Here is a 1,947-nt window from a genome sequence, read left to right on the forward strand (position 1 = left end):
AATTAATAGAATGGGATGATCAACTGAAAGACAATTATATTGAACCCACTGAAGACCACAAATTAAGTTATCTGGAGGAGATCATGGAAGTTTTAGGGAACTGAGATGAACGATTTTGCCTCAAAAGGCAGATTAAAAAAATCGATTTATATGATTTTAAAAATGTACTAGACTTGTTCAATTCCCGCTTTTACCTAAAATAAAATCCCGTCTACCTTTTAGGAATAAAAAACTGGATGTCAGTTCATATCGGAGCTTTTCTAGATTAGCATCTTTGTAAAGATCTGTCTCTACATTTTGAATAATCTCTTCCTGTAAGTAATAAGGGTATAACTCAGAATAAGTAGCTTCAAAAACATTGGCTAATAATTCATCCGAAAGCGTCAAACAAACCTTTCTTAAGACCTCCTGATATTTTTCAAATAAATAGGGATCCATTGCAATCTTTGCATCTAAATCATCCTCTTTTGAAAAAAGTAGAGAAGCACTATCGGAATTAGGTAAGCTTCCCTCATGGGGATTTACAGAGAAAATATCATCATAATCCCAAGGAATAATTTTAAACCGATTGATTTCCTGATCGAAATAGAAAAAAACCTCATCTGTATAATCTCCATTTCTGAGCAGGTAGTTGACTGCAAGCCAACTCATGTAATTTTCGAGATCCAATTTTTCAGAAAGTTTGGTATACAATTCCTCTCCAGAATCAGTACGAATCAGTTTATAAATGGACTTAAAAGATTCAATGTAGGACTTAATATCCTGCTTCGAAATCGATTTTGATGTTTTGGATTTTTCTATTTTATGCAAATACCCTCTTCGGATTACAATTGGGCTTTTTTGATCATGAATAGCCCAATCCTGTGGCCTTTGAACAGCCATATAAATCCCCTCGCTTTTTTCGTTTATCTGTAGATTTGTAAAAGCAAAAAAGAAATCCAAAAGCCCGACTTTCTGAAGAAGACCAAACGCCAGTCTATTTCTAATATAATATTTGTCCATAGAAAGACTAAGCAAAATGAAATGGCTCATCTTTTCATTAATCTCCCCATGTTGAATTTCCACTGAGGACTCTACATCAAAACTCAGGCTTTTTCTTGGAAAATAGAGGGTGGATTGACCTCTTGTATGTACATCGTTTGGTAGAGTTTTCTGCCCATTGATAATCAATCCTAAGGGTTTCAGAACTACTTTTTGACCATTAATGGATCTGAGTTTTTGGTAATCTCGCCCATCTAAATCAAGCTTTATTTGATTTTCTATTTTTCTTGAGATAACCGAAAAATCCAGGTCCCTAGAACCTAAATTTTCTTGAGCAAATGAATTGGCAATTCCTAACCAAAAAAGGAAAAATACAATTAGATTTTTTTTCATCTCGATAGTATACATATACCAATACACTTCCTCCCTTGCTTGATTTTAGCTTAAAAGCGTATATGCCAATAAACTAAAATCTCAAAATAATATAAGAAAAAAAACCAACTCTTTATGAGTTGGTTTTTAATTTCATCATTTATGACAATTTCCTTTATTAAAACATTTATTTTGTTTTAAATAAGTATTTTAATATTTAATAAACACTTTTTAAGATTTTTATACAATTAATTTTGTTTCCAAAATATTTAACAATTGGTTCAATTACTTTAATTTTATGGTATACATAAAAAATAGGTGTGAACAATTCTCTTTTTATTTTTCTCTTTTTAGTTTTTCTATTCTCCTGCCAAAAGAAGAGCTCCATCCAAGAATCAAGACTAACTGCAAGCTTGGTCAATATTGAACTTCCATCTTTGCAAGAGGAGAGTGATGAACTCGTGGGTGTGTACTATATGCCTTCATGGAACACCTCCCCTGACCCAACGAAGGATCGAGATAGTTTTTGGTCATGTATTACTGGGAAATCGGATTGTTCTAGCATCCTAAACCCTGGAATCTGGGGACCAAAAG

General features: G+C 32.9%; 1 protein-coding gene and 1 pseudogene. One reads left to right on the forward strand and one right to left on the reverse strand.

The features are described from left to right. Positions 1 to 177: 177 nt before the first annotated feature. The gene (locus AAGF08_RS20330; protein ID WP_343513285.1) at positions 178 to 1,374 is read right to left on the reverse strand and encodes a CotH kinase family protein; all 1,197 of its coding nucleotides are present in this window, start codon (positions 1,372 to 1,374) and stop codon (positions 178 to 180) included. Positions 1,375 to 1,673: 299 nt separating this feature from the next. Here AAGF08_RS20330 and AAGF08_RS20335 point away from each other — a divergent pair. Further along, positions 1,674 to 1,947, forward strand: a pseudogene (locus tag AAGF08_RS20335) (hypothetical protein); the annotation flags it as partial.

This window comes from Algoriphagus sp. SE2, from assembly GCF_039563885.1.
In the GTDB taxonomy this organism is placed as follows: domain Bacteria; phylum Bacteroidota; class Bacteroidia; order Cytophagales; family Cyclobacteriaceae; genus Algoriphagus.

What these genes read in the sequence shown, in the direction of transcription:
- AAGF08_RS20330 (WP_343513285.1), bottom strand. Translation starts at nt 1,374, where the DNA reads ATGAAAAAAAATCTAATTGTATTTTTCCTTTTTTGGTTAGGAATTGCC.